This window comes from Agrobacterium sp. GW821-FHT14E08 (assembly GCF_058803865.1).
The window spans coordinates 346240-372182 of the sequence record NZ_JBXAPJ010000002.1 but is presented as its reverse complement, the minus strand read 5'-3'; the positions used below and the strand labels follow the sequence as shown (position 1 = coordinate 372182).

General features: G+C 58.7%; 32 protein-coding genes and 1 tRNA gene. 6 read left to right on the top strand and 27 right to left on the bottom strand.

Annotated elements, in window-relative coordinates; all coding sequences use genetic code 11:
- Positions 1-127: 127 nt before the first annotated feature.
- The 9 genes from yacG to AC1ROR_RS10540 form a co-directional block, all read right to left on the bottom strand.
- Complete coding sequence (yacG, locus tag AC1ROR_RS10580) at positions 128-355, bottom strand: DNA gyrase inhibitor YacG (RefSeq protein WP_035227836.1); 228 nt, start codon at positions 353-355, stop codon at positions 128-130.
- Between the two features lie 3 nt (positions 356-358).
- On the bottom strand, positions 359-982 hold the full coding sequence (locus tag AC1ROR_RS10575) for a Maf-like protein (protein ID WP_498589361.1): 624 nt from the start codon (positions 980-982) through the stop codon (positions 359-361).
- A 33-nt stretch (positions 983-1015) separates the two neighbouring features.
- Complete coding sequence (gene infA, locus AC1ROR_RS10570; protein ID WP_004432473.1) at positions 1016-1234, bottom strand: translation initiation factor IF-1; 219 nt, start codon at positions 1232-1234, stop codon at positions 1016-1018.
- A gap of 143 nt (positions 1235-1377) precedes the next feature.
- Entirely contained in the window at positions 1378-1866 is a 489-nt protein-coding gene (locus tag AC1ROR_RS10565; protein WP_498589360.1) for an arsenate-mycothiol transferase ArsC, read from the bottom strand.
- 2 nt (positions 1867-1868) lie between these two features.
- Positions 1869-2342 (bottom strand): UPF0262 family protein, encoded by a 474-nt coding sequence (locus tag AC1ROR_RS10560; protein WP_035227831.1) that lies wholly within the window; start codon positions 2340-2342, stop codon positions 1869-1871.
- A gap of 3 nt (positions 2343-2345) precedes the next feature.
- The gene (hisD, locus tag AC1ROR_RS10555) at positions 2346-3644 is read right to left on the bottom strand and encodes a histidinol dehydrogenase (protein ID WP_142172916.1); all 1299 of its coding nucleotides are present in this window, start codon (positions 3642-3644) and stop codon (positions 2346-2348) included.
- A 134-nt stretch (positions 3645-3778) separates the two neighbouring features.
- The gene (locus AC1ROR_RS10550; protein WP_142172918.1) at positions 3779-4219 is read right to left on the bottom strand and encodes a DUF2948 family protein; all 441 of its coding nucleotides are present in this window, start codon (positions 4217-4219) and stop codon (positions 3779-3781) included.
- 113 nt (positions 4220-4332) lie between these two features.
- On the bottom strand, positions 4333-5625 hold the full coding sequence (gene murA, locus AC1ROR_RS10545; protein WP_498589359.1) for a UDP-N-acetylglucosamine 1-carboxyvinyltransferase: 1293 nt from the start codon (positions 5623-5625) through the stop codon (positions 4333-4335).
- A 102-nt stretch (positions 5626-5727) separates the two neighbouring features.
- Complete coding sequence (locus tag AC1ROR_RS10540) at positions 5728-5994, bottom strand: hypothetical protein (RefSeq protein ID WP_035227825.1); 267 nt, start codon at positions 5992-5994, stop codon at positions 5728-5730.
- 155 nt (positions 5995-6149) lie between these two features.
- Between AC1ROR_RS10540 and AC1ROR_RS10535 the strand changes: the two genes are divergently transcribed.
- Positions 6150-6224, top strand: a tRNA-Thr gene (locus AC1ROR_RS10535).
- Here AC1ROR_RS10535 and AC1ROR_RS10530 read toward each other — a convergent pair.
- The 18 genes from AC1ROR_RS10530 to AC1ROR_RS10445 all read right to left on the bottom strand — a co-directional run bounded on the left by AC1ROR_RS10530 (position 6203) and on the right by AC1ROR_RS10445 (position 21045).
- Entirely contained in the window at positions 6203-6370 is a 168-nt protein-coding gene (locus AC1ROR_RS10530; protein ID WP_498589358.1) for a hypothetical protein, read from the bottom strand. The two genes, AC1ROR_RS10535 and AC1ROR_RS10530, sit on opposite strands and share 22 nt — an antisense overlap.
- 60 nt (positions 6371-6430) lie before the next feature.
- Positions 6431-7762, bottom strand: a complete 1332-nt coding sequence (locus AC1ROR_RS10525) for a flagellin N-terminal helical domain-containing protein (protein WP_498589357.1) — start codon at positions 7760-7762, stop codon at positions 6431-6433.
- Between the two features lie 259 nt (positions 7763-8021).
- Positions 8022-9212, bottom strand: a complete 1191-nt coding sequence (locus tag AC1ROR_RS10520; protein WP_080833465.1) for a flagellin N-terminal helical domain-containing protein — start codon at positions 9210-9212, stop codon at positions 8022-8024.
- 402 nt (positions 9213-9614) lie between these two features.
- On the bottom strand, positions 9615-10805 hold the full coding sequence (locus AC1ROR_RS10515) for a flagellin N-terminal helical domain-containing protein (RefSeq protein ID WP_498589356.1): 1191 nt from the start codon (positions 10803-10805) through the stop codon (positions 9615-9617).
- Positions 10806-11176: 371 nt separating this feature from the next.
- Positions 11177-11914, bottom strand: coding sequence for a flagellar type III secretion system pore protein FliP (fliP, locus tag AC1ROR_RS10510; RefSeq protein WP_003493833.1), 738 nt, complete (start codon positions 11912-11914; stop codon positions 11177-11179).
- On the bottom strand, positions 11911-12417 hold the full coding sequence (locus AC1ROR_RS10505) for a flagellar basal body-associated FliL family protein (protein ID WP_498589355.1): 507 nt from the start codon (positions 12415-12417) through the stop codon (positions 11911-11913). Before AC1ROR_RS10505 ends, fliP begins: the two co-directional genes overlap by 4 nt.
- 28 nt (positions 12418-12445) lie before the next feature.
- Positions 12446-13165 (bottom strand): flagellar basal body L-ring protein FlgH, encoded by a 720-nt coding sequence (flgH, locus tag AC1ROR_RS10500; RefSeq protein ID WP_080833471.1) that lies wholly within the window; start codon positions 13163-13165, stop codon positions 12446-12448.
- Positions 13162-13698: a MotE family protein gene (locus tag AC1ROR_RS10495; protein ID WP_082183719.1), complete on the bottom strand. Its 537-nt coding sequence runs from the start codon at positions 13696-13698 to the stop codon at positions 13162-13164. The genes flgH and AC1ROR_RS10495 overlap by 4 nt, the downstream gene beginning before the upstream one ends.
- On the bottom strand, positions 13695-14756 hold the full coding sequence (locus AC1ROR_RS10490) for a flagellar basal body P-ring protein FlgI (RefSeq protein WP_498589593.1): 1062 nt from the start codon (positions 14754-14756) through the stop codon (positions 13695-13697). The genes AC1ROR_RS10495 and AC1ROR_RS10490 overlap by 4 nt, the downstream gene beginning before the upstream one ends.
- Positions 14757-14812: 56 nt before the next feature.
- Positions 14813-15313, bottom strand: coding sequence for a flagellar basal body P-ring formation chaperone FlgA (flgA, locus tag AC1ROR_RS10485; RefSeq protein WP_142172928.1), 501 nt, complete (start codon positions 15311-15313; stop codon positions 14813-14815).
- Between the two features lie 20 nt (positions 15314-15333).
- Positions 15334-16122 (bottom strand): flagellar basal-body rod protein FlgG, encoded by a 789-nt coding sequence (gene flgG, locus AC1ROR_RS10480; RefSeq protein WP_080826137.1) that lies wholly within the window; start codon positions 16120-16122, stop codon positions 15334-15336.
- Positions 16123-16140: 18 nt separating this feature from the next.
- Positions 16141-16476, bottom strand: a complete 336-nt coding sequence (fliE, locus tag AC1ROR_RS10475; RefSeq protein ID WP_035227741.1) for a flagellar hook-basal body complex protein FliE — start codon at positions 16474-16476, stop codon at positions 16141-16143.
- Entirely contained in the window at positions 16473-16892 is a 420-nt protein-coding gene (flgC, locus tag AC1ROR_RS10470) for a flagellar basal body rod protein FlgC (RefSeq protein ID WP_035227740.1), read from the bottom strand. Before flgC ends, fliE begins: the two co-directional genes overlap by 4 nt.
- A 3-nt stretch (positions 16893-16895) precedes the next feature.
- Positions 16896-17288 (bottom strand): flagellar basal body rod protein FlgB, encoded by a 393-nt coding sequence (flgB, locus tag AC1ROR_RS10465; RefSeq protein ID WP_003493850.1) that lies wholly within the window; start codon positions 17286-17288, stop codon positions 16896-16898.
- A gap of 256 nt (positions 17289-17544) precedes the next feature.
- A complete protein-coding gene (locus AC1ROR_RS10460) occupies positions 17545-18108 on the bottom strand; it encodes a hypothetical protein (protein WP_498589354.1) in 564 nt (187 codons plus the stop codon).
- 3 nt (positions 18109-18111) lie between these two features.
- The gene (gene fliI / locus AC1ROR_RS10455; RefSeq protein WP_035227735.1) at positions 18112-19518 is read right to left on the bottom strand and encodes a flagellar protein export ATPase FliI; all 1407 of its coding nucleotides are present in this window, start codon (positions 19516-19518) and stop codon (positions 18112-18114) included.
- Between the two features lie 11 nt (positions 19519-19529).
- Positions 19530-20264, bottom strand: a complete 735-nt coding sequence (gene flgF, locus AC1ROR_RS10450) for a flagellar basal-body rod protein FlgF (protein ID WP_035227734.1) — start codon at positions 20262-20264, stop codon at positions 19530-19532.
- Position 20265: 1 nt separating this feature from the next.
- Positions 20266-21045 carry a DUF1217 domain-containing protein gene (locus AC1ROR_RS10445; protein WP_139786060.1) on the bottom strand — a complete coding sequence of 260 codons (780 nt, stop codon included), beginning with the start codon at positions 21043-21045 and terminating at the stop codon, positions 20266-20268.
- A 185-nt stretch (positions 21046-21230) separates the two neighbouring features.
- Between AC1ROR_RS10445 and motA the strand changes: the two genes are divergently transcribed.
- The 5 genes from motA to flhB all read left to right on the top strand — a co-directional run bounded on the left by motA (position 21231) and on the right by flhB (position 25943).
- A complete protein-coding gene (gene motA / locus AC1ROR_RS10440; RefSeq protein WP_035227730.1) occupies positions 21231-22103 on the top strand; it encodes a flagellar motor stator protein MotA in 873 nt (290 codons plus the stop codon).
- Positions 22100-23059 (top strand): FliM/FliN family flagellar motor switch protein, encoded by a 960-nt coding sequence (locus AC1ROR_RS10435; protein ID WP_498589353.1) that lies wholly within the window; start codon positions 22100-22102, stop codon positions 23057-23059. The genes motA and AC1ROR_RS10435 overlap by 4 nt, the downstream gene beginning before the upstream one ends.
- 65 nt (positions 23060-23124) lie before the next feature.
- A complete protein-coding gene (gene fliN / locus AC1ROR_RS10430) occupies positions 23125-23664 on the top strand; it encodes a flagellar motor switch protein FliN (RefSeq protein WP_035227726.1) in 540 nt (179 codons plus the stop codon).
- Between the two features lie 27 nt (positions 23665-23691).
- Positions 23692-24735, top strand: a complete 1044-nt coding sequence (fliG, locus tag AC1ROR_RS10425) for a flagellar motor switch protein FliG (protein WP_035227725.1) — start codon at positions 23692-23694, stop codon at positions 24733-24735.
- 125 nt (positions 24736-24860) lie between these two features.
- Positions 24861-25943 (top strand): flagellar biosynthesis protein FlhB, encoded by a 1083-nt coding sequence (flhB, locus tag AC1ROR_RS10420; RefSeq protein ID WP_035227722.1) that lies wholly within the window; start codon positions 24861-24863, stop codon positions 25941-25943.

Below are 25943 nucleotides of genomic sequence, written 5' to 3'. Positions count from 1 at the left end.
GAGGGCGTCAGCCGGGTTTCAATATGGATTTTCGGGCAGTGGGTAACCCGGGAATTATATATTACGGGCGCAGGCCCTGAAAAAATATCATGCAATTCACCGCCGGAGTTTCCGGCGGTTCGGGATGTTATTCGGAGGTATTCCTGCCGGTATCCTGTCCGCCGGCGCTGCTTTCATCATCCGCGACGGGAATGGCGTAAGAGCCGTTCAGCCAGCGGGCAAGATCGAGCGAACGGCAGCGATCCGAACAGAAGGGATAGTCATCCCGGTTCGAGGGTCGCCCGCATTCCGGGCATGGCTGTGATTTCCGAAGCGGCGTGACATTTCCCACGCCTTCCTGGGATGGTTTTGCCATGGTCTATCCTTCGAGCCAGCCTGACGTCACCTCAAATCCTTCGCCGGTAAGAAGCGACATTGTCTCATAAAGCGGCAGGCCGACAACATTGGTATAGGAACCCGTCAATTTCTGGACGAACGAACCGGCAATCCCCTGGATACCGTAGGCGCCTGCCTTTCCACGCCATTGCCCGGAGGCAATATAGGCATCGATCTCGCGTGTGGAGAGGCGCTTGAAGCGCACCTTGGTTTCCGCCACCTTCTGGCGGATTTTGCCGCCGGGTGTCACAAGGCAGATGCCGGTATAGACCCAATGGCTGCGTCCCGAGAGAAGATGCAGCGCCGCCGAGGCGTCTTCAGTATATTCCGCCTTGCCGACGATACGACGACCCACGGCCACGACGGTGTCGGAACCGAGAACATAGGCGTCTTTCCATGCCTGCTCGCTTTTCAGCGCCGCATGGGCCGCCTCGGCCTTCTGCTGCGACAGGCGACGGCACAGCGTGCGCGGATGCTCGAGCTTCGCGGGCGTTTCGTCGATGTCCATCGGCATCAGACGTGCCGGCTCGATGCCGATCTGATGCAGCAGTTCCAGACGCCGCGGCGAGCCGGATGCCAGAACGAGCTTTTGTTTTGAGTTGGTCATTGCGCTGCCCGGGCGTCCGATGCCGAAAACGGATTACTTGAAGCGGTAGGTGATGCGGCCCTTGGTCAGGTCGTAAGGTGTCATTTCGACCAGCACCTTGTCGCCCGCCAGAACGCGAATACGGTTCTTGCGCATGCGGCCCGCGGTGTGGGCGATGATTTCGTGCTCATTCTCAAGCTTCACGCGGAATGTTGCGTTCGGCAGCAATTCGGTTACGATGCCCGGGAATTCAAGGACTTCTTCTTTTGTCATGTAAGGGTTTTCTTCCTGTTGATAGTGCCGGACATATCGAGTCCGGGAAAATTGCGCGGAAACTACACAATCCCGGCACATTTGTGAACCTCTAAAGCATCGGCTTGAAAATCGCGATTGATTTTAACAGGCCGAGGCAGTTTTCAGTCTTTTGAAAGCGTATCCGCCACCGGCTGCTGCCTTCTCGGCAGTCGTTCCGAGATCAGCTTTGCCAGATGGTCCCGCACCTCGCGATAGGCGCCGAGAATCTGCTCGCGCGTGCCGGTGATCACCGTTGGGTCCATGGTCGGCCAATAGACCACATCGAGCGAATTAGAGCGGGTCAGTTCCAGGGCCGCGTGATGGGCTTCGGGTGTCAATGTAATGATCAGATCGAAAAAATCATCCTCGATCTCGTCCAGAGTGCGCGGCTTGTGCTTGCCGAGCGAAAAACCCTGTTCTTCCAGCACCGCATCCACGAAGGGATCACGCTCTCCCGCCCTCACACCGGCCGACTGAATGTAGATGCCGGGCGCCACCAGCCGTTTGGCGATGACCTCGGCCATGGGGGAACGGATGGAGTTCATGCCGCACATGAAGAGAACCGATTTGGGCGCTCTTCCCTCATTTGGCGCTGCGGCAGGATCGCTCATCTCTAACCCCGCCAATAAAGCACGCAGACAAGGGTGAAGAGGCGGCGCGCCGTATCGAAGTCCACTTTGATCTTGCCGGAAAGCCGGTCCATCAGTGTCTGCGACCCGTCATTGTGAATACCCCGCCGTCCCATGTCGATCGCTTCGATCTGGCTGGGGGTGGAGGAGCGTATCGCCTCGTAATAGCTTTCGCAGATCAGGAAATAATCCTTGATGATGCGCCGGAACGGCGTCAGCGACAGGATATGGGTCGCGACATCCTTCTCGTCTTCGGTCCGGATCGAAAAAACCAGCTTGGCGTCGACCAGCGAGATATGCAGCCGGTATGGCCCGCCGACATGGCCAAGCGGCTCGAAGGTGTTTTCCTCGATCAGGTCGAAAATGGCGACGGCGCGTTCATGCTCCACGTCGGGCGTGGACCGGCCGATGCTGTCGTCCAGTACCACGTCGCAGAGCCGGAAATCGCCTGAAGCCATCGCTTAACTTTCCGGATTGAGGCGGATTGCGACGGAACGCGCATGCGCGTCCAGCCCCTCCGAACGGGCAAGGGTGATCGCCGCCGGTGCGAGCTGGCGCAGCTGCTCGGGACCGAGGCGCAGGATCGAGGTGCGCTTGACGAAATCCAGCACCGAAAGGCCGGAGGAGAAGCGCGCCGAGCGTGCCGTCGGCAGAACGTGGTTGGAACCGCCGACATAATCGCCGATCACCTCAGGCGTATGGCGTCCGACGAAGATCGCGCCTGCATTGCGGATGTGGGCCATCAGCGCATCCGGGTCATCGACGGCAAGTTCCAGATGCTCGGCGGCGATGCGGTTGGCCAGCGGAATGGCGTCGGTGAGCTTGTCGACCAGAATGATCGCGCCAAAATCGGCCCAGCTTGCCGCCGCCGTCTCGGAACGTGACAGACGCTTCAGCTGCCGCTCGACAGCGGCCTCAACCGCCTTGCCGAGTTCGGCATTGTCGGTGATCAGGATGGATTGCGCGCCGCGATCGTGCTCTGCCTGGGCGAGAAGATCGGCCGCGAGCCAGTCCGGATCATTGTCCCTGTCGGCAATGACGAGCACTTCGGAGGGGCCGGCGATCATGTCGATACCGACAGTACCGAAGACCTGGCGCTTAGCCGCCGCCACATAGGCGTTACCTGGACCGACGATCTTCGCGACCGGTGCGATGGTTTCCGTGCCATAGGCAAGAGCTGCGACAGCCTGCGCGCCGCCGATGCGATAGATTTCCTCAACGCCCGCGATCCGCGCAGCGGCAAGAACGGCGGGGTTTATCACGCCGCCATTGGCCGGCACGACCATGACGATGCGCTCCACGCCGGCAACCTTGGCCGGCACGGCATTCATCAGCACCGAGCTTGGATAGCTGGCGGTGCCGCCGGGCACATAAAGGCCAACGGCTTCGATGGCGGTCCAGCGCGAGCCGAGACCCACGCCGATATCGTCCTCGTAGATGTCGTCCTTCGGCATCTGCCGTGCATGGTGTTTTTCGATACGCCGGGCTGCGAGTTCGAGGGCCTCGATGACGCTTGCATCGACGGCGGTAAAGGCCGCATCGATCTCATCCGCCGTCACCCGCATAGAGACCTTGGAAAAATCGATGCCGTCGAATTTCAGGGAATAATGGGCAAGGGCCGCATCGCCGCGATGGCGGACATCGTTGATGATGTCGCGAACGGTCGCGTTGACGTCTTCGGAAACTTCTCTCTTGGTTGTCAGGAAGGCAGCGAATTTCTGTTCGAAATCAGCCGATGCCCGCTCCAGCCAGATTGCCACGCCATTACCCTTTCATTGTCCCCGCGGGCGATCCCGCAAGGTGCACGAACTTACCGCAGCAATAATTGCGGTTCTGGTATGTGGCATAAATCGAAACGGTGACGAAAGGCAACCGTTGCAGTGGGGTGTGGAGCTTATTCGCTGTCTGGATGATGCGGTTTGGCGGCCGTTTCCCAGGCGCCGCTCACATCGGTCAGCTGCGCCTCGATGCATTCGACGTCAAGCGCGATTGCGCCGCCGCCCGAAAGCGTCAGTTCGACAGCACCATCCGGCCCTTCGCCGTTCTGCACGAAACGGATGGCGAGAAGCGAAAGCACCTGTTCCTTGTCATCGCGGTTGATGCCGTGCGAGCGGACGGCGGAGACGCGCTTCAGGAAAACGACACTGCGGCAGCGCTCCGGCGGCAGGGCCTTCTTGTTCGTGCTTTCCCAGACGAAACGATTGGCGGAAAGCGTGAATTGCCCGTGCTTCGGCTCGAAGGCGACATCCTTCAGCTTGAAGACGCTGTCCTGCATATGCGTCGAAATGACGGAGAGATCTTCATTATCCAGCGCGAGCAATTTCAGGCCGCTCATCGTTTTTTCCTTTTCCGCGGGCTACGGCCCGCAATGTCTATTTCTTGCTATTGAAATAGGCAGTCGCGGGCCGCTCTGCAACGGGTAGAAACGGATGAGCGGCGATGAAAGGATCAATCGCTGACGCGTTCGACCAGCGCACCGCAGCGGGTGAGCTTTTCTTCAAGGCGTTCGAAGCCGCGATCGAGGTGGTAGACGCGCGAAACCATGGTCTCGCCTTCCGCCACCAGACCGGCAATGACCAGCGACACGGAAGCGCGCAGATCGGTCGCCATGACAGGCGCACCCTTCAGGCGGGAAACACCTTCGATACGGGCCATCTGGCCGGAGAGCGAAATCTTCGCGCCGAGACGGGCCAGTTCCTGCACATGCATGAAGCGGTTTTCGAAGATCGTCTCGGTAATGTGGGAAACGCCCTGCGAGCGGGTCATCAGCGCCATGAACTGCGCCTGCAGATCGGTGGGGAAGCCGGGGAAGGGCTCGGTGACGATATCGACCGGCTGAATGCCGTTGCCGTTACGCACGACGCGCAGGCCGGTTTCCGTGTCGCTGATGCCAACACCCGCAAGCCGCAGCGTGTCGAGCGCATTGTCGAGCAAGGATGCGTGCGTGCCTTCCAGCACCACGTCACCGCCGGCCATGGCAACCGCCATGGCATAGGTGCCAGTCTCGATACGATCAGGCAGAACCCGGTGGCGGGCGCCCGAGAGCGAGGTAACACCCTCGATGGTGATGGTGGAGGTGCCGGCGCCCTCGATCTTTGCGCCCATGGCAATGAGGCACTGCGCCAGATCAACGACTTCCGGCTCGCGCGCGGCGTTGTGAATGACGGTGGTGCCTCTTGCAAGGCTCGCTGCCATCAACATCACATGTGTTGCGCCGACGGATACTTTCGGGAAGGTGTAAACCGCGCCGATCAGGCCGCCCTTGGGGGCTGTCGCGTTGATGTAACCGCCGTCGATCTCCATCGTCGCGCCGAGCGCCTCAAGACCCTCGATGAACAGGTCGACCGGGCGCGTGCCGATGGCGCAGCCGCCGGGCAGGGAAACGCGGGCGCGGCCTTCACGGGCCAGAAGCGGGCCGATGACCCAGAAGCTGGCGCGCATCTTGGAAACCAGCTCGTAAGGGGCGGTGGTGTCGACAATGGTGCGGCAGGTGAAATGCACGGTGCGGGAATAGGCCTCGCCCTGGCTCTCGCGGCGGCCATTGACGGAAATATCGACGCCATGGTTGCCGAGGATGCGGATGAGCTGCTCCACATCGGCCAGATGCGGAACGTTTTCAAGCGTCAGCGTATCGCTTGTCAGAAGCGATGCGATCATCAAAGGCAAGGCGGCGTTTTTCGCGCCGGAGATGGGAATGATGCCGTTGAGCTTGTTGCCACCCGTAATTCTGATGCGATCCATGCGTCCCTACGGGCCTTCGCCCGCCTTTCTTTATCTGCCTTGCGGAAAGGCGCGTCCTTAGACGAGTTTCCGCGGCGTTTCAATTTTATGCTGATGAATTCTCTATGAGGATGATTCGTCCGTTTTTGCGGCAGGCAGGCCAATCGTGTCATCCGCATCGCCGGCACGGCGCGCGCGAACCTGCTGTTTGCGCTTCATGAGGTTTTCGCGAAGCTTCTTCGCCGCCCGCGCCTTGCGCTCCGCCTCGCGCTGGCGCGCCTTCTCGCCGGGGCCAGCCTGCGCATTGGCGTTTGCCGCCGGGGCGGACGGCTCCGCGGAAGCGCCGGGGGAAACCCCTGCCTTCGCCTGTTTGTCATGATGTTCGTTCATAAATTCAGCAATATCCGAAAAATACGTTTTTCAACAGGGGGCATGCTTTTTTGCGCCGCTTGATGAAGAATATCGTTTTGCGACTTGCGCTCGTCAAAAACCTATGGCAATAGGCCGCCACGCTTGATGCTGAAGCAAACGCTTCGGCACCGGATGCTGCTATAGCTCAGGGGTAGAGCACTCCCTTGGTAAGGGAGAGGCCGAGAGTTCAAATCTCTCTAGCAGCACCATTTTCCCCCAATGTAATCAAATATTTACGCGTGAATTTAGCTGTCGTGGCCGATGCTATTTGCGGTATCTGCGCGCCCTTTTTGCGCACGCCGGACAGCTTTCGGCAAACGGGAAAACCGCGCCGCTTGCGAAGCGCGGTTTCCATATCCGAATATTCTGTTGCTGCCAGAGCGGGACGAAACCGCCCGTAGCCAACGGGCGCCGCTTACTGGCGGAATAGCGACAGGATATTTTCGGAGCTGGTATTGGCGATGGAGAGTGACTGGATTGCCAGCTGCTGCTGTGTCTGGAGAGCCTTGAGCTTGGTGGACTCTTCGTTCATGTCCGCATCGACGAGGCGGCCGATGCCCTTGTCGATGGAGTCGGTCAGCTTCGAGACGAAATCTTCCTGCAGGTCCAGACGCATCTTGATGGAACCGAGATCGGCACTTGCGCTGATGACCGATTCCAGCTGGGTATTGACGAACTGGATCATGTTGTCGAGACCGTCATTTTCAGTCAGTGGCTGACCGCTGGCATTCGTCAATCCGCCGAGATGTTTGGTAATGTCGAGGTCGATCAGCGAGTAGTTAAGCTTCTGGGCCATCTGCGAATCCGCGGCGACGGTTTCGAGATAGATATTATTGTTGGACGAGCCGCCCGTTCCGATTGTGGTGACGGTGGTGCCGGCGGCGGGCGCAGTATTGTTGGCCTTGACATAAAGGGCTTCGCCAGCGGCGTTTTCGCCGATCTTGAAGTAGGTGCCGTTATCTTTCGTGGCGGTTGCTGCGGCAACGGTAACAAGGCCGGTCGTTGCGTCTGCAGCTGAAACCGTGGTTGTCGAGCCCGACGGGAAGGCCAGAAGCTGAGCTTCTGTAAATACCTTTGCAGTGTGGAGCGTGGTTGTGGAAACGCCTGCGGTTGTCGTCGTAATCTCGAACTGCTTCAGGACGCCGGTGTCGGAATAATAAGCGGCGCTGTCGAGAATGCCGTTCTTCGTCGTACCCGTCGAGGTGTCGAAAAGCGCCGTCTTGTTGTCGACCTGAATATCGATGGTCTTGACCGCAACATTGCCCGCGCCATCGCGGATAAAGGAGCCGACGACCTGTTTGATGATTGGCGTGAGATTGCCGGTGGCGTCGCTGATCTTGCCCTTCAGCCAGTTTTCGCCGGAGAAGGAGGCGGATTCGCCGATGCTCTTCAACTGGTCCTGAAGCTGGCTGATTTCTTCCTGGATTTTCGCCTTGTCGACGCCGGCTTCGCGGGCCGCAACCAGCTTCTTGCTGATTTCCTTGACGACATCGACTGTGGTTTCCATGGCCGAATAAGCGGTGTCGACCTTTGCTGCGCCGAGGCCGAGGGCGTCCTGAACGGCGGAAAGCGCACCATTGTCAGAGCGCATGGTGGTCGCAATCGACCAATAGGCGGCGTTGTCGGAGGCGGTCTTGACACGCAGGCCGGAGGAGACACGCGATTGCGTTTCTTCCATGCTGCTGCCGATGGCGCGAAGGGTCTGCAGGGCGGCCATTGCCGCGACGTTCGTCAAAATGCTGGTCATAATTATTTGCCCCTTGATTGGCTGAAATGAAAAGGGACATTCCGGATTGCCGCCGGGAACGATCGCGCGGCTTGATGCCTGTTAACCTCTTTTTCGTCTTGGTTAACCAATCGTTTCGATGACTAGGTTTTAGGCGGCAAATGGTTAACAAAGCCTAAATCAACGGAACGAGAAATTAAGGAACGATAATTTTTCTTAACGATAATGAAAAAAGCCGCGCTTGGAGCGCGGCTTTTCAGTCTTGAAAGGCTTTTTCCGATTAACGGAAGAGCGACAGGATGTTCTGCGAGTCGCTGTTTGCGATCGAGAGCGACTGGATTGCCAGCTGCTGCTGCGTCTGCAGGGCCTTCAGCTTGGTGGACTCTTCGTTCATCTCGGCGTCGACGAGGCGGCCGATACCGCTGTCGATCGAGTCGGACAGCTTGGAAACGAAGTTTTCCTGCAGCTTGAGGCGGGAAGACACGGCACCCAGTCCTGCGGCTGCGCTTGTTGCGCCTTCGAGCTGGTTATCGACATGCGAGATCAGCTGGTCGAGAACGTCTTCGCTGGTTGCGGTCGCACCCAGGTTGAAAGCGGTCTTCATGGCGTCAAGCTTGGTGATGTCCAGGTTGAGAACCGATGTACCGGAAGCATAGACGGCTGCGGTCGTCGTCAGTGCAGCGGGAACAGCGGCATTGAGAGTTGCACCAGTGGCGTCAGTTGTCTGGAGCCACTTGTTTTCGCCAACCTGCTTGTAGAAGTCCGTGCCATCGCTCCAGACGCCGTTTGCGCCTTCGGAGAAGGTCGCGCCGAGCGTCGTCGTTGCGGTGCGGAACGTACCATCGGTCCATTTTGCGACGTCGGCGCGCAGTGCGTCCGCGTCGAGAATGCCCTGCTTGTTGCCGCTGACATCGACGAGAACGTTCGAGCCGTCGAGAGTGACGTCGATGGACTGAACCTTGACGTTGCCGTCAGAGCTGCGGGTAAAGGAACCGACGATCTGCTTGTTGACGGAAACGCCGGTTGCGAGGTCGCCGGCCGTTGCGGCGGTTTTGCCGATAACGCCCTTGAGCCAGTTTTCACCGGAGAAGGAAGCCGAGTCGGTGATGGACTTCAGCTGATCCTGAAGCTGCGTGATTTCTTCCTGGATCTTGGCGCGGTCTACACCAGCTTCGCGCGAAGCGACCAGCTTGTTCTTGATTTCCTTGATAACGTCGATCGAGGATTCAAGGCCGGCATAAGCGGTGTCAACCTTGGCGGCGCCGAGGCCGAGAGCGTCCTGAACGGCGGAAAGAGCGCCGTTGTCCGAACGCATGGTGGTCGCGATCGACCAGTAAGCGGCGTTGTCGGAAGCCTGGCCAACGCGGAGGCCAGACGAAACACGGTCCTGAGTGGCTTCCATGTTCTGGCCGATAGAGCGCAGCGTCTGGAGAGCAGACATAGCTGCGATGTTGGTAAGAATGCTAGTCATGATAGATTTGCCCCTTGAATGGCTGATTAAAGAAGGGACATTCCGGTCTCACCGGGAACGGCGCACAGCATCATGCCTGCTAACCGGCTGATTTTTAAAGGTTAGCTCACCGTTTCGATGGCCTTAGCTAATCCCGCTTTGGTTAATGAAGCCCTAAGCCGGCAGCAAAATCGCACATCTTTTGATTTAATTTTTCAACCATCGCGCGCACGCGCGCATAAAGCAAAGACCTTAAAAAACAGATAAGGCCGCATCCTTTTTAAAAAGATGCGGCCTTTTTCTGTATGGTTGGCTCAGCCTCCAACCATTTTTTCCTATCGTACCAGATGCGCGGTCAGCCCCCGCACACCTGGTCTCGATATTGGATCCCCCAGCCCCTTAAGGGCTATGAGATGCCGTCTCTTAACGGAAGAGCGACAGGATGTTCTGCGAGTCGCTGTTTGCGATCGAGAGCGACTGGATTGCCAGCTGCTGCTGCGTCTGCAGGGCCTTCAGCTTGGTGGATTCTTCGTTCATGTCGGCGTCGACGAGGCGGCCGATACCGCTTTCGAGCGAGTCAGACAGCTTGGAAACGAAGTTCTGCTGCATATCCAGTCGCGAAGATACAGCGCCCAGCTTTGCGGCTGCGCTTGTCGCTGCTTCGAGCTGGCCATCAACATGCGAGATCAGCTGGTCGAGAACGTCTTCGCTGGTTGCTGTCGCACCCAGGCCGAAATCGGTCTTCATGGCGTCAAGCTTGGTGAGATCCAGGTTGAGAACCGATGTGCCGGAAGCATAGACGGCTGCGGTCGTCGTCAGTGCAGCGGGAACAGCGGCATTGAGAGTTGCACCAGTGGCGTCAGTTGTCTGGAGCCACTTGTTTTCGCCAACCTGCTTGTAGAAGTCCGTGCCATCGCTCCAGACGCCGTTTGAGCCTTCGGAGAAGGTCGCGCCGAGCGTCGTCGTTGCGGTGCGGAACGTACCATCGGTCCATTTTGCAACGTTTGCCTTCAGGGCGTCGGCATCGAGAATACCCTGCTTGTTGCCGCTGACATCGACGAGAACGTTCGAGCCGTCGAGAGTGACGTCGATGGACTGAACCTTGACGTTGCCCTCAGAGCTACGGGTAAAGGAGCCGACGATCTGCTTGTCGATGGAAACGCCGGTTGCCAGGTCGCCGGCCGTTGCGGCGGCTTTGCCGATAACGCCCTTGAGCCAGTTTTCACCGGAGAAGGAAGCCGAGTCGGTGATGGACTTCAGCTGATCCTGGAGCTGCGTGATTTCTTCCTGGATCTTGGACTTGTCAGCCGTCGATTCCTGGGCGGTGATGAGCTTGTTCTTGATTTCCTTGATGACGTTGATCGAGGATTCAAGGCCGGAAGAGGCGGTGTCGACCTTGGCGGCGCCGAGGCCCATCGCGTCCTGTACGGAAGACAGAGCTGCATTGTCCGAACGCATGGTGGTCGCGATCGACCAGTAAGCGGCGTTGTCGGAGGCAGAGCTTACGCGCTGACCCGTCGAGATACGGCTCTGCGTGTCTTCCATGCTGGAAGAGATCGAACGCAGCGTCTGAAGAGCGGACATTGCGTTAATGTTGGTGAGAATGCTTGCCATAGTAAATGTGTCCCTTGTTTACGAGATACTGGAGTGGGGACATTCCGGACTTTGTATTACCGGTCGCAACGTTTCGGCTTCATGCCACTCGGTTCAGAAATGCTTAGTTTCGGAAACCAAACCCGTTGTGTGTGGGGCAAATCTCGCAGCGAAAAATTGCCCAATGATTAATTTGAACGTTAAGAAATACTGGAAAATACTTATGGTTAGTTTTGAATTTATCTTATTGGTGAGTTTTTAATTTAAAAATATAGTTACCAAGTCATCAGTAAAGCTGGTAACCAAAGCGTTAAAACGCAAAAACCCCGCAGCCTTGGGCATGCGGGGTTAAAGAACAGGGTTAAGCGGTGTCAGTCCGGCACAGATTGCCGTTAGTTGAACGATCTGACGAGGCTGCCGACAAGCAGGTTCCAGCCGTCGATCAGCACGAAAAACAGGATCTTGAACGGCAGCGAAATGGAGGTGGGCGGCAGCATCATCATGCCCATCGCCATGGTAATGGTGGCGACGATCAGATCGATGACCAGGAACGGCAGGATGATCAGGAAACCGATCTCGAAACCACGCCGGATTTCCGACAGCATGAAGGCAGGAACCAGCACGCGGTAGTCGACGACATTGTTGGTCATCACTTCCTGTCCGCGCTCGCGGGCGATATCGACGAAGAGCTTCAGATCCTTGTCACGCGTATTGGCGTTCATGAAGGTGCGGAAGGGCTCGGCGATGCGCTCTACGGCCTGCTGTTCGTTGATCTGGTTCTGCAAAAGCGGCTGCACGCCGTCCGTCCAGGCTTTGTCGAAGGTCGGCGACATGACGTAGAAGGTCATGAACATCGCCATCGACAGCAGGATCATGTTGGACGGGGTCGATGCGAGCCCCATGCCCGAGCGCAGGATCGAAAAGGCAATCACGAAGCGCGGGAAGCTCGTGACCATGATCAGAATGCCGGGCGCGACGGAGAGAACCGTCAGAAGACCGAAGGTACGGATGATCCATGCCGCAACGGATCCGTCTATCTGCGTATTGAACAGATCGGACGGAAATTGCTGGGCATTGGCAAGGCCCGGCAAGGCGAGGAGGACGGCGATGGTAACAAGAAATCGAATCATTCGATGACAAAGGTCCGGAACATGACCTTGGATACGCGCCCTTGAGAGCGCAGGTCAACTCGTTCCTGAATGTCATCCTTAAGATATTGAAAGCCACGCGGCCCTTCCAGCTGCTGAAGGGAGACGGTGCGGACATAGGCCATGATATCCTGGTGGATATCCTCGGCGAGACCCACTTCCACCGGCCCCTTGAACATCAGCGCCACTTCGAGCCGCACCCAGTTCGTCGCAGGGTAGGCGAGGTTGGTGGTGATGGGGTCGAGCTGGACGATGCCGTTCGCCTCGGCGGAAATTTTTTCGATGCCTTCGGCGTCTTTGCCACCCTTTTCACCGGCAGCTTCCGGCGCTTTCGCGGCCGTCTCGGCGCCGGCGATCTTGGGGGCGATCATACCGCCCACAAGCCAGCCGCCGCCTGCACCGAGCAATGTGAGGATAGCAACGCCGGCGATGGTCATGACCAGCGGGGAGGACTTTTTCTTGCTCTCAGCCTGTTCGTTTTCCATGGATCAGTCCCGTTCCCGCATGCCGGCGTCAGAGGGGCGAGAACAGGTCGACGACCTGCTGACCGACCGGCGGTTGCTGCACTTCCGTCAGACGGCCGCGACCGCCATAGGAGATGCGTGCTTCGGCGATGCGCTCGTAGGAGATCATGTTCTGCGCATCGACATCCTGCGGCCTGACGATACCGCCGACATTCAGGATACGGATTTCGTGGTTGACGCGCACTTCCTGCGAACCGCTGATGATGAGGTTGCCGTTTTCGAGAATGCCGGTCACCACGGCGGCCACGAGGAGCGTCAGCTTTTCGGAACGCTTGGTCTTGCCCTTTGCCTGGGTGTCGGTATCGGAACCGTAATTGATGCTGGAATCGGCCTTCGGGTTCCAGCCAAGGATCTCCGCATTGGCCTTCCAGTTCAGGCCGCTGGAATTCGTGCGGTTACGCTCCGTTTCATTATCGAAATCGGCCTTGTCGTTGATCTGGATGTTGACGGTCAGGATGTCGCCGATATTCAGCGCGCGCAGATCCTTGAACAGTGCTCCCTGGCTGTCGCTCCACAGCGAATAGCCGCTGGCCATGTGTTTTGGCTGCTTGGGATACATGCCCATCTGCGGCGTCTGGCTGAATTGCAGGCCGCTGCCGATCGGGCTCATCGCGGGCGCATTGCCGATTTCCTTCAGGGTCTGGTTGTTCTGGCAGCCGGCCAGCAGAGCGAGCGGCAGGAGGAGGGCCGGAAGACGACGCGTGCTCATGAAGGATCCTTCGAAGTGTTTTTGTCAGTTGCCTGCGACATGATGCCGGCGACGGTTGCGGCTTTCTGCGCATCCATTTCGCTTAGGATGAGACCGGATTGGCGCGGCGGCAGCTGCATGATGATGGCGGCGGCAATCTCCACATGCATCTTTTCAAGCTGCGGTGCGGCGGCGTCCGCCTTCATCGTCTTGTAGATGTCGACGAGATTGCTTTTTGCCTGATTGAGGAAATGCTCGCGCCGCGCCAGCCAGTCCTCATATTCCGCCTTGCGGTCTTCCAGCACGGCAATGCGCTCGTTGACGTCCGACTGAAGCTTTTCAAGCTCCTGCTTCTGCATCAGATAACGCTGGTCGCGCGCGGCATCGGCGATATTGGTACAGAATTTCTGGATTTCATCCTGCGTACTGAGTTCCGACACCACGTTCTGCTGGCTTTCCGCGCCGGCGGCCGGCAGCAGGAAAAGCAGCGATGCCACCGCTGCGAAGCGGGCAAGGCCATTCGAGAAATGGTTTTTCTTCAGACTTTTCATCATTGCAGCACAAGCTCCGCCTGAAGGGCGCCGGCGGATTTGATGCCTTGCAGAATGGCGATGATGCCATCCGCCTTGAGCCCGATGCTGTTGAGACCGGCAACCAGCGTGCGAAGGTCAGGCCCTTCGACGATGGCGACCTTGCTGCCTTCCTGCATTGCCATGATATCCGTCTGCGGCTGCACGGCCGTCTGGCCGCGCGAGAATGGCGCGGGCTGGATGACCTGCGGCGATTCGGTCACCTGCACGGTCAGCGTTCCATAGCTTACGGCGACGCGGGAGATGCGCACATCCGCGCCAATGACGATCGTGCCGGTGCGTTCGTTGATCACGACCTTGGCGGGCGTATCCGTCTCGACCGTCAGGTTCTCGATTTCCGCCATCAGGCGGGTCAGATCGGCGGTGCGGGGCTTCTGCACTGCGATTTCCTGTGAATCACGCGGCTCGGCGATACCATCGCCGTAACGGGCGCGCGCAAAGGCGTTGACGACATCGGCAACCCTGACCGCGGTCGAAAAATCGGGATTGCGCAGCTGAAGGACGAGATTGACCGAATCCTTGAACTTTGACGGCAGTTCACGCTCGATGATCGCGCCGTTCGGCACGCGTGCGGAGGTTGTCACGCCCTGCGTCAGCGTCGCAGCGTCGCCCTGGGCCGAAAAGCCGTTGACGATCAGCGCACCCTGCGCGACCGCATAGATCTGACCGTCCGCACCGGAGAGCGAGGTCATGATAAGCGTTCCGCCACGCAGCGAGTTTGCGTCGCCCAGCGAACTGACCGTCACGTCGACGCGGCTGCCGGGGCTGGCGAAAGGCGGCAGATTGGCCGTCACCATCACGGCGGCGATGTTCTTGGCGTTTGACTGGCCGCCCTGCGTGGTGATGCCGAGATTCTGTAGCATCGCGCGCATGGATTGCTCGGTAAACGGCGAGGACCGCAGGCTGTCGCCCGTGCCCTGCAAGCCGACGACGAGACCATATCCGATCAGCTGGTTGTCCCGCCCGGCCTGCAGCGATGCGATATCCTTGATGCGGGACGTATCGGCATGGGCTGCGGGCATGGAAAGGAACGGCTGGGCTGAAATCAGAATGGCCGCGGCTATGATACGAAGCACTCTCATTTCGCCATCACCTGAATGGTTCCGTCCTTCATGACCGTGCCACTGACCATCACGCCGGAATCGATGTTGCGCACACGCACGACCTCGCCGAGCGATCCATCGGTCATCGGCGTTCCCGAAGCCATCAGCGTCATGTTGCCGATGGTGAAGACGAGTTTGACGCTGGTGCCGCGCACGACGAGCGAGGGTTCGCGCAGTGCCGCGACGGGAATGGTGCGGCCGGGAAGCAGGGTCTGCTTGGAGATCATGCCTTCGACTTCGCTGATGTCGCTGGCATAGCCCGAGGAAATATTGGGGTTTGTCACTTCCACCGGCTTCACCTGTTCGGGCGTAATCGTCTCGCCGGGATAGATGGTACGTGTGGGAACCAGCGCCATCGGCGCCTGGGCCAGAGCCGGCACCGATGCGGGCGCAAAAACCCCCAGTGAAAAGGCAGACGCCAGGCACATACGGACGAGCGCCGTTCTGTAGCTGCTATTGTTCCGGCCAAACCTCATGTTCGCCTGCCTTTCCGTTCTTACTTCAGGTTCTTGCTGACAATCGAAGCCATTTCGTCAGCGGTGGTGATGACCTTGGAATTCATCTCATAGGCGCGCTGCGCCGTGATCAGGTCGGTGATTTCCTTGACGGCGTCGACGTTCGAGCCTTCGAGGTAGGATTGCTTGATGTAGCCGTAGCTCGGATCGTCAGGCACGCCGATGACCGCGTCGCCGGAAGCCGGCGTCTGGGCAAAGAGGTTGTCGCCGAGTGGCTTCAGACCCGCTTCGTTGGCGAAGTTGGCGATGGTGAGCTGGCCGAGTTCGGTGAATTCAGCGGCATTGCCGATACGGGCCGTCACCTGACCCGTGCGGGTAACGGTGATGTCCTGCGCGTCGGTCGGGATATTGATGTTGGGAATGACGTTATAGCCATCGACCGTCACGAGATTGCCATCGGCATTCTTGTTGAAGGCGCCGGCGCGGCTGTAGAGCGTCGAACCGTCGGCCGCCTCGATCTGGAACCAGCCCTGTCCGATGATCGCCACATCAAGCTTGTTGCCGGTTTCGATCAGGTTGCCCTGGGTGTGGATGTTGCGCACGGCCGAAGTCTGCACGCCGAGACCGATATTGGCGCCTTCCGGCACGATCGCCTGGTTGGCGCGGTTCGGCACGCCCTGCATGCGCTCGGTCTGGTAGAGCAGATCGGTGAACTCCGCACGCGCGCGCTTGTAGCCGGTGGTGTTGATGTTGGCGATGTTGTTGGCGATGACTTCCAGATTGGTCTGCTGGGCGTCCATACCGGTGGCAGCGATGGCAAGAGCTCTCATGTCAATATTCCTGCTGGGCTAGATCTGCATCTTGGTAATGTCGAGATAGGCCGACACGATCTTGTCGCGCAGCGCGATGGCGGTCTGCAGCGACTGCTCGGCCGAAAGCACGGCATCGACCACTTCGCGCGTATTCGCCTTGCCCTGAATGCCTTCGAAGGAGGCAACTTCGGCTTTCTTCAGGTTGTTCATCGCATCGATCGATACGTTGCCGAGAACGCTTGCGAAGCTTGCACCCGTCTGCTGGGCGGGCGTCGTCTGCTGGCTGCCGAAAACGCTTTCCGTCAGCGAGGAAACGCCGCTTGCGCCGCGCGTGAGCGAAAGGGAGCTGAGTTGCTTGATGCCGTCGATCATTGCGATGCCTTCAGAAGGTCGATGGTGGAAGCGACGAGGTCGCGTGTCTGGCGGATGACCTGAAGATTGGCGTCGTAGCTGCGGTTGGCTTCGCGCATATCGGCCATTTCGATCAGGATGTTGACGTTCGGCATCTTCACCATGCCGTTGGTATCGGCGGCAGGGTTGCCGGGATCGTATTCATTGACGAAGTCGCCCCGGTCGACGCCAAGCTTCTTCACCGTCACGCGTTCCACGCCGCTGGCGCGGTCGAGCTCCGAGCCGAAGGTGACGGTCTTGCGGCGATAGGGGTCGGCGCCCGGGGTGTCGCCGGTCGATCTGGCGTTGGCGATGTTTTCGGACACGATGCGCAGTCGTGTGGACTGCACTTCCAGGCCGCTGCCAGCGATCTTGCTCGCCGCACTCAAGGGATCCATGGCTTACCTCTTTACCGTCATCAGCATCATGCGATGGAAGGATTTGACGAGATTGGCGTTCAGGTCGTACTGCCGCTTGATCTCGCCGGTCTTGGTCATTTCTTCCGCAAGCGCGACCGAATTGCCCGATTCCTGCATGCCGATCTCGTTATTGACCGGGTTGTCGCGCAGAGCGATGTTTTCGCTAAGGGCGCTTGCACCGAAATGGGCGGGATGGGTCTTCGCCATGCCGACCTGCTGGTCGGTGGCCTGCATCACGGCTTCAAAAGGGCTGACATCCTTGGCGCGGAACTTCGGTGTGTTGGCGTTGGCGATGTTGGTCGCCACGACTTCCTGCCGCACGCTCAGCCATTCCGCTTGGCGGGATGCCAGATCGAACAGTTGAATCGGTTGCATAGACTTCTCCATCTCGTATGGCCCGAACCTACGGCGCTAATCTTGCGTCAGACTTGCGGGGAGGGCGAAGATGCGGAGAAGGGGAGAATGTGATCTCGAAGGCTGTCGTGGAAACGAAAAAGGCACACCGCAGATGCGGTGCGCCTTGGGATATCAAAACCTCTCCGTCATGCCGGACTAAATCCGGCATCCAGCCACGGTGTGCGGATGCTAAATCATTGCCAAATCTGACAGCAATACGGGCTGAATGATCTGACTACTTCTCGGGATGATAGGTCTTCCCGGAAGAGGTCTCTATCAGCCATTGGCCGCCGCGCTGCTCGATCTTCGTCAGGCGCGCATTGTCGGGCAATGTGGAGCCGACCCGCACCACATACATGCCCGATCCGTCTTCGATCAACGCGCGGCCGTTGGAAACATGCAGCAGGCGGAAGGAGGTCTGGCCGGGGAAGGGCTGATCTTCAAGCCCGGCTGCAAGGTCGTTCTGTTTTTCCTTGCCGTTTCCGCTGACGGTCGCCGTTGTCAGCATATCCGGCAATTCTGCCGGTGGCGGCATGTCTTCCTTGTTGCGGTTGGTCATCGCCATGGGGGAAACACTGAAGACTTCACGCGGGCCGGTATGGGGCAGGTCGCGCGTGCGATCGCCGCCTGCCACCTTTATTCCGAACTTGTCCTCATTGAAGAACACATACCACGGAAAGAAGGCCGCAGCGGCGGCAAGCCCTATTCCCGTCCACGCCAGAATACGGTCGAGCGTGAAAAAAGGAGGCTGCGGCCGTACATCCCCGACATCGCCATTGTCGATCTGATTCTTTTTCACTGATCAGCCTCTCATTCTCGGGTTTACCTGCGGCTGATTATTTTGCACTCCGCCACGCAGCGCAGTCGCCAGATCGGCATAGGCGTCCTGCGCCGCCGGTTCGTTCGGAAGCTGTTTCAGCGTTTCGTAGATGATCGGAACCTGCTTCACCGCCATGTCGAGATCGGGGTCGGTCCCTGGACGATAGCCGCCGATCAGCCGCAGATCCCGCGTTTCCTCAAAGCGGTGCACAAGCGCCTTGAGGCGCGAGACCAGCTTTTCCTGATCCGGCGTCCAGGCTTTCTTGGCCAGACGCGAGATCGAAGCGAGCGGATTGATCGGCGGATAGCGGCCTTCTTCGGCGAGGCTGCGATCCAGCACGATATGGCCGTCGAGAATACCGCGGGTCGAATCGGCAATCGGATCATTGTGATTGTCGCCGTCGACCAGAATGGAGACGATGGCGGTGATGGTGCCGGTGCCTTCGGCGCCGGGTCCGGCCCGCTCGAGAAGGCGCGGCAATTCGGTAAAGACCGAGGCTGGGTAACCACGTGCCACCGGCGGCTCGCCCGAAGCGACCGCGACTTCGCGGATCGCATGGGCGAAACGGGTGACGCTGTCGATGATGAGAAGGACGTTGTCGCCCTGGTCGCGGAAATGTTCGGCGATGGTGACGGCGGAAAGCGGGGCCATCTTGCGCAGCATCGGGCTTTCATCGCTGGTTGCGACGACGGCGATGGATTTGCCCATGTTCTCGCCCATCGTGTCTTCGATGAATTCCCGCACTTCGCGGCCGCGCTCGCCCACCAGCCCGATGACGACCTTGTCGAAGGCGTCGGCCTTGGCGAGCATCGACAGCAGCGTTGATTTACCCACACCCGAACCGGCGAAAATGCCGAGGCGCTGACCGAGGCACAGGGGCGAAAATATATCGATCGCCCGCACGCCGGTTTTAAAGGGCGTTTCCACCCGCTTGCGCGTCATCGAAGGCGGCGCGTTGTTGGAAATCGAACGACGCTCGGTGCCCGAGGCAAGCGGGCCTTTACCGTCGATGGGTTCGCCAAGCGCATTGATGGTGCGCCCGCACCAGCTGTCGTCAGGCGCGACGCGGAATGCACCCTTGCGAATGACGGTGTCGTGGATGCCGATCGGTTCGCCCGGTTCGATCGGGCAGACATAGCAGATATCCGGTTCCACGCGCACCACTTCGCCGAGATGAATGCCGGTCGCGCTGCGATGGGCGACGAATTCGCCAAGCCTCACATGCCGTGAAAGGCCGGAAACCGTATAGTGTCCGGCGGCGATGGTACGGACATGACCGCCCGGCGACACGGAAAACTCCGGATCGGCATAGTGCCCGGCAAGGCTTGCCAGCTGGGCGAGCTTCGGAGAGATCGCGTGGGCCGAGAGCATGGATTCCGGCATTGTCATCACTCAGTTCCTCAACGCGCGCCGCCAAGCGTCTTGATCCCCTCACCGAAGGTGGATTCGGTGTCGCGCATCAGCGAGGAAATGCTCTCGAAGGCCCTGTTGACCTGAATGAGCTGCGTCATCTGTGAAATGCCGTTGACGTTCGATTCTTCCAGATAACCCTGAACAACGCCGACCTCGTGGTTGTTGACGACCGGTGTCGGCTGGGCCACGGGCTTCACACCGCTATTGGGATGGCGCAGGAAGCCTTGCGAGAAATCCGCCTGGAAGATGCCGAGCGTGGCGACGATGTTTTCGTTCTGCCTGATGGCGCCGTCGAGACCGACGGTGATCGGGCCGCCATTCGCATTGAGCTGGATGGGACCGCCGCCCGCGTCGAGCACAGGATAACCGTTCGAGGAGATGAGCGCGCCGTCCGGGCGCATGGTGAAGCGGCCGTCGCGTGTCAGAATCTGGCCATCGGGCGTATCCAGCGAGAACCAGGCATCGCCCTTGATGGCGAAATCGAAGGAATTGCCGGTCTGTTCGAAAGCGCCCTGACGGGTGGAGAGGTAGTCGTTGCCCTGCGATACGAAAGCCACCTTGGCATTCATGTCATTGTGGTTCTTGGCGACCATTTCGTCGAATTTCACTTCGGAGCCGCGGAAGCCGACCGTGTTCACATTCGCCATATTGTCGGAAATGGTGGTGAGACGGCGCTCCAGCGCGATCTGCGAGGACAGGGCGACGTATAGTCCGGATTGCATATCATTTGCCTCCGAGTTTCAGGGAGTTGATGGAGATCAGCAGGTCAGGGGAAATGCCGTAGCCGCTGGAGGAGCCGAAAACGGCAAGGGGATCGTAGGTCGTCGAGGGATTTTGCATTTCCCACATGATGGTGAAACGCTCGAGCAGCTTGCCGACCTTTTCAGGATCCTGCAGATCCTTGATATTGATGGTTTTTTCGATGAGAGCGGCCTGTTTCTCGACATCTGCTGCCGCAAATTCGTCGGGCAGGTTGTAGGCCGTGCGGAACACCTGCGCGAGCGCGTCGTCTGCCAGAAAGTCGAGGCCCGATTTGATATTCGGCGCCATGCGCTCGAAATAAAGGGCAAGACGGACGCCGTTATTGTCGTCACCCGCCTCCTGTTCAAGGGTCTGGCGTGTGTATTTGCTGATGACGCCGGACTGCGCCGCCTCAGTTGCGGTCGTGGCTGCCCCGAAGCTCACAAAGTCCAGCGATTTTGCAAGATCGGCATAACGACTATCGGAAAGCTTGTTGGCGAAGGCGTCCTTGCTGGTTGTGCCTTCCGCCAGCACCTTGCGGATGAAGGCTTTCGCGTAGGCCATGTCCTCGAGGCCGTGGGCTTTCAGCGCATAATTATAGAGACGGGTATCTGCCATGAAATCGTCGATGGATTTTACATCGCCGATTTTCGACCGGTAATATTCGGTCTCGCGCGCCACGTCGGGCTGCTTCGACACGCGCTCGAGCGACTTGCCGATGTCATGACTGATCAGTCTGTAGCTGGTGTAGGTGGAAGTCACTGAACCGCCGCTCTCGTTTGATCCCGATCTCAAGGCGCACGTCCGCCTTTGCCGGCATAGTGCCGCAGCTTGCTTGTGCGAAACTGGCTGATGGGGAAGCGAGCAGGAGGCCTCGCGGACAGGTTCACGCAAGCCACATTTTCTAGAGATGGCGGCATGGAACACTGTTCGGGCGTGGTCGATCAATGAATATTGTAATTGGACTTATAATCACCTTCGGCTGCATCATCGGCGGCTACATGGCGATGGGCGGCCATCTGGACGTGCTGGTTCAGCCGTTCGAATTGTTGATTATCGGTGGCGCCGGCCTCGGCGGCTTCATCATGGCGAACCCGATGAAGGTCGTGAAGGACTCGGGCAAGGCGCTCGGCGAGGCCTTCAAACATTCGGTGCCCAAGGAGCGAAACTATCTCGACGTGCTCGGCGTGCTTTATTCGCTGATGCGCGACCTGCGCACGAAGTCGCGCAACGAGATCGAGGCCCATATCGACAATCCGGAAGAATCCTCGATCTTCCAGAGCGCACCTTCGGTCCTGAAGAACAAGGAACTGACCTCGTTCATCTGCGACTATGTCCGCCTGATCATTATCGGCAACGCCCGCAGCCATGAAATCGAAGCGTTGATGGATGAGGAAATCGAAACCATCCTGACCGACAAGCTGAAGCCATACCACGCGATCACCACCATGGGCGATTCCTTCCCCGCCATCGGTATCGTCGCGGCGGTTCTCGGTGTCATCAAGGCCATGGGCAAGATCAACGAATCGCCTGAAGTTCTGGGTGGCCTGATTGGCGCCGCACTCGTCGGCACCATGCTCGGCATCATCCTGTCCTATTCGATCTGCAATCCGCTCGCCTCGCAGGTCAAGATCGTCCGCACCAAGCAGCACCGCCTCTACATCATCGTCAAGCAGACGCTGATCGCCTACATGAACGGCTCGGTGCCGCAGGTCGCGCTCGAATACGGCCGCAAGACCATCTCCAACTATGAGCGGCCGTCCATCGACGCCGTCGAGCAGGAGATGATGAACCCCGGCGGCGAAAACAAGGCGGCATGACGATGGCTAAAGCTGCACCCCAAAGAGCCCCCGCCATCGATACCGCCCTGCTCGCGAAACTCACGGGAGGGCTTTCCGACCGCAGGACGATCGCCAAGATCGGTTCCGATATCGGCCATCTCTACAGCGAATTCCTGCCGGACATCTTTCACAGCGAGACCGGCATTGCGATAGAGGTCGAATATCTCGGTTCCGAATCGGGGCTGATGACCGATCTCATCGCCAATGTCGGGCAGAATGTCGCCGTCGCCGATTGTTCGCTGCGCAACTGGTGCCCCAATTTCATGATGGCTGTCGGCAACGGCTTCGTCATCGCGCTCATGGAGCGCATGCTGGGTGCGGCCCCTGACACCATCGGCGAGCCTGATGAGCGCAGCCTGTCCCATATCGAACTCGACCTTGCGGCCATGGTTCTCGGACGCATCGCGGGTGTCCTGCGCTCGGGCGTCAATGCACCTGGTGGTTTCGAGGCGACCATCGATCCGCCCTTCAATGCCAATGGAAAAAGCGCCTTTGACGAAATGATCGCCGGCCTTTACGGCGTTACCATTCGCATGAAGATCAATATCGGTAAGGTCGCGTCGGAATTTTCTCTCATCGTTCCGCAGCGGCCCCTGCTCAAGACATCCATCGTCGCTCCCAAGGCTTCAGCCCAGGCGCTGAAGAAGCAGGAAGAATGGATGGATATGATTTCGCAGCAGGTGAAGAGATCGCAGGTAACGCTCGAGGCGCGCATCAAGCTCGAAACGCTGACCCTGCGGACGATCTCCAGGCTGGTGGCCGGCGACGTCATTCCGTTTCAGGATCTGAAGCAGGACGATATCGGCGTCGAGGTCAGTGCCAACGGCTCCAAACTCTATAATTGCGAATTCGGCAAGTCCGGCGACCGCTACATGGTTCGGGTAAAGAACAATGTCAGCACGGACGACGAGATTCTGCGACATTTGATGGGTTAAATCCTGCCCCGGCCTTTTGGGGTTTTGGGCAGGTTGACGCAAGTTTCAAAGGGAATAATCAGCGCATGGCTACGAAGAAAACACCTGTGACCGATGATGCGGTACTGCCGTCGCTTGAAGACAGCGGCGACATCGACCAGGCTATCGGCGATCTGCGCGGCGTCCTCAAGACGGATGCGGAAGGTTCGCTATCCGACTTTGGTGACTTCGGCGATTTCGGAAGCGCGGACGATGCTTCCGCTGACAGCGACCTTTCCGCCTTCGGTGGCGGGTCGACCGATTTTGCGATGGATGATTTTGCCGCCGCCCCGCAGGTCGCGGGCGTCAAGGCGCCGCTTGGCAGCGGATTGTCCGACAATATGGACCTGATCATGGATATCCCGATCGATGTCCAGATCGTTCTCGGCACCAGCCGGATGCTGGTTTCGGGTCTGATGAGCCTCGAGGAAGGTGCGACGATCGCGCTTGACCGCAAGATCGGCGAACCGGTTGAAATCATGGTGAATGGCCGCCGTATTGCGCGCGGTGAAATAACGGTACTTGAAGACGACGATACGCGCTTCGGCGTAAAATTGATTGAAGTAATGAGTACGAGAAAAGCCTGATCCCTGTGGGGACGGAGAGGAAAGACCATGATGGACTTCGAGGATTTCGGTAACCCCCTTGCGGGCAAGCCGTTGTCTCAGGCCGACAAGGCGGCCGCGGTGCTTCTTGCCATGGGCAAGGGCGTCGCCGGCAAGCTGCTGAAGTTTTTCACGCAGCACGAATTGCAGCTGATCATTTCCTCGGCCCAGACGCTGCGCGTCATTCCCCCGGACGAACTCGCACAGATCGTGGCGGAGTTCGAAGACCTGTTCACCGAAGGAACGGGTCTGATGGACAATGCCAAGGCGATCGAAAGCATTCTCGAAGAAGGCCTGACACCGGAGGAGGTCGACAGCCTTCTTGGCCGCCGTGCAGCGTTCCAGGCCTATGAGGCGTCGATCTGGGACCGCCTGCAGGAAGCCGAGCCGGAATTCGTCGGCAAGTTCCTGCTGCGCGAGCATCCCCAGACCATCGCCTATATCCTCTCCATGCTGCCGTCGTCCTTCGGCGCCAAGGTCCTTCTCACCATTCCGGAAGAACAGCGCGCCGATATCATGAACCGTACGGTGAACATGAAGGAAGTCAGCCCCACGGCTGCGCAGATCATCGAGAAGCGTGTGGTCAACCTCATCAACGAGATCGAGGCAGAGCGCAATGCGGGCGGTTCCACGAAGGTTGCCGATCTGATGAACGAAATGGAAAAGCCGCAGGTCGACACGCTGCTCAGCTCGCTCGAAACGCTGAGCAAGGAAGCCGCCAACAAGGTCAAGCCGAAGATCTTCCTCTTCGACGACATCATGTTCATGCCGCAGCGCAGCCGCGTTCTGCTGCTCAACGATGTCTCGGCAGATGTTCTCACCATGGCCCTGCGCAGCGCCACGGCGGAAATCAAGGAATGTGTCCTGTCGAGCATCAGCCCGCGTCAGCGCCGCATGATCGAATCGGATCTCGCCGTGCCGCAGGCCTCGGTCAACACCCGCGAAGTGGCGATCGCGCGCCGCGCCGTGGCGCAGGAAGCCATCCGCCTGGCCAATTCCGGCCAGATTCAGCTGAAGGAAGCCTCCACGGACGAACAATCGGCGGCGGCTTAAGCGGAAGCCGGTTGATAACCCACACCCTTGGCAGACGCGGCCATTGCGATGGCCGACCATGGGCGCTAATTTCGGGATGACGGCCTGCCGGGATCGGCGGGCCTTTTTTATCCCGGGAACGTGCCTTGGCAGACGATCAGGACAAGGACAGTAAAACAGAAGCCCCGACGGAGAAAAAACTCCGCGATGCGGCCGAAAAGGGCAACCTTCCATTTTCTCGCGAAGTGCCGATCTTTGCCTCGTCGCTCGCCTTTTATTGTTATCTGGTTTTCTTTCTGCCCGATGGTGCCGGTCGCATCGGTGTCACACTGAAGGACCTGTTCGGCCAGCCCGAGCAATGGGATCTCAGCACCCGGCCTGACGCCCTGTCGCTGCTTTATTTTCTCGGCACATCCATGGCCTATCTGCTCATGCCGGCCATGATCATGTTCATCGTCTTCGGCCTCGCTTCGTCGTTTTTACAAAACCTGCCGTCGCCGGTGCTTGAAAGGGTACGTCCGCAATGGTCGCGTGTCTCGCCTGCAAAGGGTTTCACACGTATCTACAGCAAGCAGGGTTTCGTTGAATTCGGCAAATCGCTGTTCAAGATATTGATCGTTTCGGTGATCATGTTCTTTGCGCTGCGCGGCGATTTCTACAGTCTCATCGACCTGATGTTTTCCGATCCGCAGGTGATTTTCGTCAGGGTTGTCGAGATCGTCAAAAAAATGATGGTGGTGATCCTGCTGTCGACCGCGCTGCTCGCCGCCGTCGACCTTTTGTGGACGCGCCACCACTGGTTCAGCCAGCTGAAAATGACGAAGCATGAGGTGAAGGAAGAGTACAAGCAGTCGCAGGGCGACCCCGTGGTCAAATCGCGGCAGCGTTCGATCGCGCGTGACCGTGCCCGCCGCCGCATGATCAACAACGTGCCGCGCGCAACGCTTGTCATCGCCAACCCCACACACTTTGCGGTGGCGTTGCGTTATGTGCGCGAAGAAAGCGACGCGCCGATCGTCGTTGCCAAGGGCCAGGACCTTATCGCATTGAAAATCCGCGAGATTGCGGAAGAAAATAATATCCCCGTTTTTGAAGACCCACCGCTCGCACGCTCCATGTTTGCGCAAGTCTCGATCGATAGTGTGATTCCACCAGCCTTTTATAAGGCTGTGGCTGAACTCGTTCATCGGGTTTACGCCATGAAGTCATCGAAAATACGGGTTCAATAA

Bases quoted from the DNA above. Each gene is read 5' to 3' on its own strand.
- AC1ROR_RS10565 (WP_498589360.1), bottom strand. From the start codon at position 1,866: ATGAGCGATCCTGCCGCAGCGCCAAATGAGGGAAGAGCGCCCAAATCG.
- AC1ROR_RS10540 (WP_035227825.1), bottom strand. From the start codon at position 5,994: ATGAACGAACATCATGACAAACAGGCGAAGGCAGGGGTTTCCCCCGGC.
- AC1ROR_RS10505 (WP_498589355.1), bottom strand. From the start codon at position 12,417: ATGGAAAACGAACAGGCTGAGAGCAAGAAAAAGTCCTCCCCGCTGGTC.
- AC1ROR_RS10435 (WP_498589353.1), top strand. From the start codon at position 22,100: ATGACGATGGCTAAAGCTGCACCCCAAAGAGCCCCCGCCATCGATACC.
- AC1ROR_RS10495 (WP_082183719.1), bottom strand. From the start codon at position 13,698: ATGATGAAAAGTCTGAAGAAAAACCATTTCTCGAATGGCCTTGCCCGC.
- fliE (WP_035227741.1), bottom strand. From the start codon at position 16,476: ATGATCGACGGCATCAAGCAACTCAGCTCCCTTTCGCTCACGCGCGGC.
- flgA (WP_142172928.1), bottom strand. From the start codon at position 15,313: ATGAGGTTTGGCCGGAACAATAGCAGCTACAGAACGGCGCTCGTCCGT.
- murA (WP_498589359.1), bottom strand. From the start codon at position 5,625: ATGGATCGCATCAGAATTACGGGTGGCAACAAGCTCAACGGCATCATT.
- flgH (WP_080833471.1), bottom strand. From the start codon at position 13,165: ATGAGCACGCGTCGTCTTCCGGCCCTCCTCCTGCCGCTCGCTCTGCTG.
- AC1ROR_RS10490 (WP_498589593.1), bottom strand. From the start codon at position 14,756: ATGCCCGCAGCCCATGCCGATACGTCCCGCATCAAGGATATCGCATCG.
- motA (WP_035227730.1), top strand. From the start codon at position 21,231: ATGAATATTGTAATTGGACTTATAATCACCTTCGGCTGCATCATCGGC.
- AC1ROR_RS10550 (WP_142172918.1), bottom strand. From the start codon at position 4,219: ATGAGCGGCCTGAAATTGCTCGCGCTGGATAATGAAGATCTCTCCGTC.
- flgB (WP_003493850.1), bottom strand. From the start codon at position 17,288: ATGCAACCGATTCAACTGTTCGATCTGGCATCCCGCCAAGCGGAATGG.
- AC1ROR_RS10520 (WP_080833465.1), bottom strand. From the start codon at position 9,212: ATGACTAGCATTCTTACCAACATCGCAGCTATGTCTGCTCTCCAGACG.
- fliG (WP_035227725.1), top strand. From the start codon at position 23,692: ATGATGGACTTCGAGGATTTCGGTAACCCCCTTGCGGGCAAGCCGTTG.
- AC1ROR_RS10530 (WP_498589358.1), bottom strand. From the start codon at position 6,370: ATGGAAACCGCGCTTCGCAAGCGGCGCGGTTTTCCCGTTTGCCGAAAG.
- flgG (WP_080826137.1), bottom strand. From the start codon at position 16,122: ATGAGAGCTCTTGCCATCGCTGCCACCGGTATGGACGCCCAGCAGACC.
- yacG (WP_035227836.1), bottom strand. From the start codon at position 355: ATGGCAAAACCATCCCAGGAAGGCGTGGGAAATGTCACGCCGCTTCGG.
- fliN (WP_035227726.1), top strand. From the start codon at position 23,125: ATGGCTACGAAGAAAACACCTGTGACCGATGATGCGGTACTGCCGTCG.
- AC1ROR_RS10560 (WP_035227831.1), bottom strand. From the start codon at position 2,342: ATGGCTTCAGGCGATTTCCGGCTCTGCGACGTGGTACTGGACGACAGC.
- flgC (WP_035227740.1), bottom strand. From the start codon at position 16,892: ATGGATCCCTTGAGTGCGGCGAGCAAGATCGCTGGCAGCGGCCTGGAA.
- infA (WP_004432473.1), bottom strand. From the start codon at position 1,234: ATGACAAAAGAAGAAGTCCTTGAATTCCCGGGCATCGTAACCGAATTG.
- fliP (WP_003493833.1), bottom strand. From the start codon at position 11,914: ATGATTCGATTTCTTGTTACCATCGCCGTCCTCCTCGCCTTGCCGGGC.
- AC1ROR_RS10525 (WP_498589357.1), bottom strand. From the start codon at position 7,762: ATGACCAGCATTTTGACGAACGTCGCGGCAATGGCCGCCCTGCAGACC.
- AC1ROR_RS10575 (WP_498589361.1), bottom strand. From the start codon at position 982: ATGACCAACTCAAAACAAAAGCTCGTTCTGGCATCCGGCTCGCCGCGG.
- AC1ROR_RS10515 (WP_498589356.1), bottom strand. From the start codon at position 10,805: ATGGCAAGCATTCTCACCAACATTAACGCAATGTCCGCTCTTCAGACG.
- flgF (WP_035227734.1), bottom strand. From the start codon at position 20,264: ATGCAATCCGGACTATACGTCGCCCTGTCCTCGCAGATCGCGCTGGAG.
- fliI (WP_035227735.1), bottom strand. From the start codon at position 19,518: ATGACAATGCCGGAATCCATGCTCTCGGCCCACGCGATCTCTCCGAAG.